The organism is Vibrio sp. Y20_XG_PY13 (assembly GCF_024181925.1).
Lineage (GTDB): Bacteria > Pseudomonadota > Gammaproteobacteria > Enterobacterales > Vibrionaceae > Vibrio > Vibrio parahaemolyticus.
The window spans coordinates 533,693-539,692 of record NZ_JAMZAL010000003.1; the positions used below are offsets into that span (position 1 = coordinate 533,693).

The 6,000-nt window shown below is 39.6% G+C and carries 4 protein-coding genes; 2 read left to right on the plus strand and 2 right to left on the minus strand.

Annotated features, from left to right (window positions below; genetic code table 11):
- Positions 1-77 precede the first annotated feature (77 nt).
- Both NL646_RS11290 and NL646_RS11295 read left to right on the plus strand, forming a co-directional pair.
- Entirely contained in the window at positions 78-668 is a 591-nt protein-coding gene (locus NL646_RS11290; protein WP_253664243.1) for a chromosome partitioning protein ParA, read from the plus strand.
- A complete protein-coding gene (locus NL646_RS11295; protein ID WP_203485306.1) occupies positions 661-2,139 on the plus strand; it encodes a hypothetical protein in 1,479 nt (492 codons plus the stop codon). The genes NL646_RS11290 and NL646_RS11295 overlap by 8 nt, the downstream gene beginning before the upstream one ends.
- Before the next feature lie 444 nt (positions 2,140-2,583).
- On the opposite strand, the gene herA is transcribed toward NL646_RS11295, so the two are convergent.
- Both herA and NL646_RS11305 read right to left on the minus strand, forming a co-directional pair.
- Entirely contained in the window at positions 2,584-4,413 is a 1,830-nt protein-coding gene (gene herA, locus NL646_RS11300; protein ID WP_069522056.1) for an anti-phage-associated helicase HerA, read from the minus strand.
- Positions 4,410-5,675: an SIR2 family anti-phage-associated protein gene (locus tag NL646_RS11305; protein ID WP_069522054.1), complete on the minus strand. Its 1,266-nt coding sequence runs from the start codon at positions 5,673-5,675 to the stop codon at positions 4,410-4,412. The genes herA and NL646_RS11305 overlap by 4 nt, the downstream gene beginning before the upstream one ends.
- Positions 5,676-6,000: the final 325 nt, after the last annotated feature.

The following is a 6,000-nucleotide window of genomic DNA, read 5'->3' on the forward strand; positions in this document are numbered from 1 at the left end:
TTGCTCGGTATAACAAAACGCAATTGGTCTATCCGCAAAGCGCACATGTAATATCCATAAAAACATGGATTATTCATATGAAAAAATTATCGCTACTTGGACTGCTTATTCTCTCTGGCTGTAACCAGCAAAACACTCCGACTCCAGACCCAAATCACAACCAACCACACCAAAGTTTTAAAAAAACGCCGGAGATTGCTAAAGAGCTAAAGGCTCAACCTACAATTGATGACCAATTTGCTCTGCTATATCGAAAATTTGATTACACACTAGATAGAAGTGATTCCCTGACAGGTCGTGATGAAAATAAAGACGGAATACGCGACGATATCGAGGCATTCATCAATGCGTTAGAAGTGTCAGAGCCAGTGCGCAATGCATTGAAGCAAGATGCACGTCAAACTCAGAAAAACCTATATTACGATTGGAGTGAGAAGACTGAGGTTAATATTGACAAAGCTATGGCGATAGGCGACGAGTTCGATAAAGTTCTCGCTTGCAAAGATTTTGTCGGTATCCCAGTGGATGACTCAATCGATACGTCAAAAACAATCTCAGCACTAACATACAACACTAAAGCTAGAACGGTGGCTTATCTTACTTACAATCAGTTGCTAGATGGTTCAGTCAGTACATTGCTCCCTGCTGAGGAGCAATACTGTGAATAAGCTAACAGGTGCCCTTTTGATTTTCACGATATTCCCCGCGCATGTCAGTGCCAATTCCTGCGATATTGAAGGCTACACAATCGGCTTTTTTAATGGTGTAGCTACGACACTAAAAGGAGCTAAACAAGGGCAGAAGAAAATAGAATCAACCCTTGGTATCAAGCAATTCAACGGTGAGCCAGTTGAATATCAACTGTTCTACAATGACTCTTACATTGAAAGTAACGGGTTGAATGTATTAGCTGATTTTGCTGAAACTTTTGATCAAAGAACACAAGAGTTGGGTCAAAAGCAATTTGACCGATGGGAAGCGTTTTGGGAAATCGTTAGCGGACGTCAGGACAGTTCCATCATCCAAAAAATTAGTGCGACTTTTTCATGGTTTAAAGGGTTTGTTTCTGACCTTGTCAGCCAAGGTATGAATACGATGATTCGTGAGTTTTTGCAGCTCTTGAGTACTTCGATTGATTCACCTGATACTGAAAAAACTCAGATGCAGCATAAACTCATCAATGATTCCAATACATGGAAAGGCAAAAAGCTAATTTATATTGCTCACTCGCAAGGAAACTTATGGGTGAACCAATCTTACAAGTATGTTGTTTCTCAATTAGGATACGACGCTGATAATATTCACGTGGTTCATATTGCGCCGGCCTCGCCAACATTAACCCCTGATAGTGACTATATTTTATCAACCTCTGACCTTGTTATTAATGGCCTGCAGCTAACGGGAATTGGCTCTGTCCCTGTACCGAATACCGCTATAGCGCCAAGCACAGCAGACATTGCAGGGCATGGTTTAATTGAAATCTATTTAACTCATCCTGACTCGATTAACAAAATCAAGAAATCTGTGGGGCGAGCTTTTGATTCACTTACCAAGCCGGACATGGAAGAGCATCTCTTTGACGTGACCTATCAATACACGCCTTCTTTTGTTGAAAGTCACGCTGAACCAGAGATTAAATTTGTCGATAACCCAAGCGGGGATTGGTTTGAAAAAGCCATGTATCCACATTACGATGACTCGTACTTTGAATATGATTCTGCCGCTTACAAATACAAACTCAAACCTGTTGCTGGCTTAAAATACTTATCTCACCAACGCGACAAAAAAGACAGAGAGAACCAAACGTTTACCGTTGTTCAATGCTCAAATATCCCAAACGATGACCCATTTATATTGGGTGAAAAATCCGAGGCATTAATATGGTACGGATATGATGAGCAACCGGACAATACCAAAGTTATTGTGACAGTCAGAGATAGGTATGGAAGAAAGCTACAAAGTGGAGAGCAATCGGTGAGTGAGCTTCGTCGTAAGGGGTGGCGTTATCAAGGTATATTCCTTGATTTGAACGCTAAAAATCCTTACTCACAGAAAGAAAAGAGTTTCATAGAAAAACAAAATCTAGAGACTAGGTATGAGCTTCACTCTAATTCTATTCTACTACCAACGGCATCATGAATAGCCATTAGGCTCATTGCACGACATAAATTTGTTGCGCTGACCTCGTCCAAAAATGAGCGATGCTGAACACAGGTACTTAACACAACAAACGCCCCTCCTATCTCTAGGAAGGGCGTTTTTTATTGGAGCAGTTCGTCGAGTCGTTAGCATGCCATTATGTTCTATTTTACCTAGAGTGGTTACCCATAACATTTCTTAGCACACCTATTTGAACGAACATGACTTATGCCGATATAGTGCAACTAACTACATAAATAATGGCTATATAAGAATTATGAGCAATAGAAAAATAGCTGTACTAATTGACTCATAATTGCCCCAAAACGTTTTAGGTCGACATAACTATTACGAGTCTTTAGTTTTAATGTGCCATACAAATGCTAATCAATTTTGACTTGTTATTAAGTCTGGCAACTACAGCCAATATTCCAATTGAGATACTTATGACCATATTGATGCAAATGCGGCATCAGAAGATTTTGGTTTAGGCTCAGCTTCATCGATGGAAAAGCGAATAGGGATATTGAAAGCTGAACCGAAACCGATAGCGTCTCCTCTAGGTAAACCAGAAATTTCACTAAGAGTATGTTCGTTACCATTTTCTATCGCATGTCTTAGTGCATTGATGTCCCGCTCATTAGTTAAACGCAAAGAAATCCAATTTGAACACATGGCAAGAACTGTAGAAGATAGCTCTGAAGGCCTCTGCGTACTCACCAGTAAAGAGCAGTTAAATTTACGCCCTTCTTTTGCAAGTCTTTCGTAGGCTTTAAGTTGAGTACCTTCCTCCGAAAAGGGGTCTCTAAGGTAATGATGTGCTTCCTCTAAAAGAAGCATTGTAGGATAATTTTGATCTTGGCCTCTTTTAAACAATACATCTGAGTACATTTCTAAAAGTGAACCTAAAATCATTGGGGCATGATCGTCTGCAATATTTTTCAAATTAATGATATGAACGTCCCAATCTTGCAGTTCCCCCGATTTTTTACCAAAAATATAGTCTACTTCTTTTTCAATTTCTTCGTCCCACATGAGCGCAGGGTTATTGATAGCTTGGCCACCAGATAGATTAACTACATTGTTAAAGCGAGGGTCGTCTACAAGTTGTTGGATAATCTTAACTAATGGCAAGACGTTGCCATAACTAAAAGCATCCCTTTTACTTGTACCGTTGGGCGTGAATGCTTGGCAACCAAACTCCGCAACAAGGTTAGCTAGCGCATTAAAAGGAGGCCATGTTGGAAAATACCCAAGTGAGTTGCTTCTTAGTTTTCTCAACCATTGACTTAATTGTTCTTGCCCATCTTGCCGACAATCATCAACCAATTCGAACCAATTTGGAGTTGTAGAAGGCGGTATGGTCTCTCCTGTAAATACAGTGCCATTGTTGCCTGCACAGACCATATGAAGTGATTTCAAGGCATTTCGTAATGCAGGTAATTGTGTTTTATCGCTCGGTCTTAGTAGCTTGATTAAGCCTGCATAACCAAATGCCTGATAAGGTATTTGGTGATAGTCAGGGTGCTTACCATCAAAAACCTCGGGAGGCGGAGGTGGTACGGCTATAGGCGGGAATACTTTAGCAGCAGGACGGCTGCCTAAGATCGTCTCTTTCACTTGTGTTTGTCCAATAAAAGCATCGGCATATTCGCCATTGATATCGAATATAACGAGTCTAGAGCTTTTAAATTTCTCACGAATTCTTTGTGACAATAAAGCATTGAAATTTGATTTTCCATAGCCCGTGCTGCCTAGGACGGCAAGGTGTCTTGATAGTAGAGAATTGAGACCTACATTAATCTTGGTTGTTTTAGTTCTAGAATCTCGGCCTAGCTCAACAGTGGAATTCTTTTCATCTTCATTCACACCATAGATACTTTCTAGGTAGTCGCTCGATAGTGGAATAGCCTTCGCGCCTAGCGTAGGTAGCTTCCAACTCTCAGAAATAAATTTTCGATGATCACCATCCTGACATACATAGCCGATGGAATACGCTAGGAGTTGCCTTAAAGGGGTGTCAATTACATTCATCGTCCCCACATTAGAAGAGTGGGCTTTATCAGGATCAACAAATGCCATGTCTGTAACTCTGGCAATCACAAGATTAGTACCTGCATCTAATCCAATTAAATCACCTGGCTGAGAAACAGAACTTATACCGCGTCGGTGAGATGCTAATTGACCTTTATGTCCTTCCAGTAAGTTAACGCGAATTTTCGTTCCCTCAAGAGCAACCACATACCCAATAGAATCAATAGTCTCAATGCTCATATCTGATTTCCACTTTGAACTAAATCATTGATCGCAGTTACAAGATCTTGCGTTGAAGTATCTCGAGGGAATAAAACTGGTTTCGGGATGTATTTAACAAATGAATCGAAGTAAGCAGATGAGCCTCCACCAACAATTGTAATTTGATTCAATGACAGTGATTTGAGCTTTTTAATACACTTTTGAGATTCGCTTAAACCTTCGGCATCTACCGAGATTTTATCAAGTTCAGGATAAAAAATAACAATATGTAAAGATGGGTTTAGTAGTGCACCTAGAATTATCCGATTGATATGGTAGTCACCAAAACCATATCCGTTGATGATGATAGCTGTTTGAGGCTTTGATAAGAACTCACTAAACCGACGAAACATCTCGCCATATACAAAGCCGATTGTATGGTGGTACTTATTCGCACCTGGATAAATTAAGAATTGCTTGTCATAAACAGGCTCTCCATTTAGCAATGGATCAATATAGCGACTTTTAGCCAGAGCAGAGGGGATTTCTTTAATGTCACTGTTATGCTCTTGAATCCATGACAATGAGCCATGTAATTTATGCAAGTAAGCATGATAGTGTCCAAATCTGGCTTCACCTTTTGCATTAACGTTTCTGAAGCTCAAATCAAAATTTTGGGGTTGGAAAGTTCTCGTATGAAGTCCAGAAAAACCATTGACAAGTTGTATGCCTATTTCTTCGGCTGCCCATTCTAATGAAAGATCATAGTTGGTGGTAAAAAGCATTGGAGCTGCTTGACCTGGCTGGCGATTTGAAATTAATTTTTCAAGCAGTTCTCTGTGATATTGGAACTTGTCTTGAGACCCTAATTTCTCATCACCAAAAGATTCTTGCTTTACCAGTAGTGCAGCTTTAGTTACTGATTGATATAAGCAAAGGATGATTTTCTGAAGCTTGCCAACTGGTTGGGACTCAAAATCTGTTTCAATGTTTAATGGTGTTGTCTTTTTGTATACCGATAAATATTGAGTTACTTGATCTAAAAGTTGCTCCACATTTACATCTTTATTATTAATATTTTCTTGAGTTATGAGATTAAAAGTAAGTAATTCATCGAGTAGATCAGGTGAACAGTTTATTGCATCAAGCCATACTCCTTCCATTGTCATACCGCCACATCCTACGGATGCACCAGCACCAAGAAGAACACCAATGTTTTCTAATTGGCATAAAGAGCCTAGATGACTTTGAAAGTCATCCTCAGAAATTGCAATACCACCTTGATAGATAAAGTTATTCATTTGATTTTTCTCAAATAAAAACACACTGAGAATATTGTGCAACTTTATGTGTATAAAAACAATGAATCACGTAGTCAAATGAGCTGATGAAAGATAAGTATCTTATTGAACTTTCTACATATGGGATGAGTGTGTAGGTTTGCAACGTCGGTCGTTAAACATTCTTATGCTTTACAAGTGAGTGAAGTGGTTGTCCTAACTCACTAATTAGATGGTACGCCCCACACCTACACTAAACTCAGCTATGTCGCTGAACTTCGGGAGGTGCCATCATGTCGGCTATTAAAATTATCGGTATTGATCTAGGTAAATCTACTTTCCATGT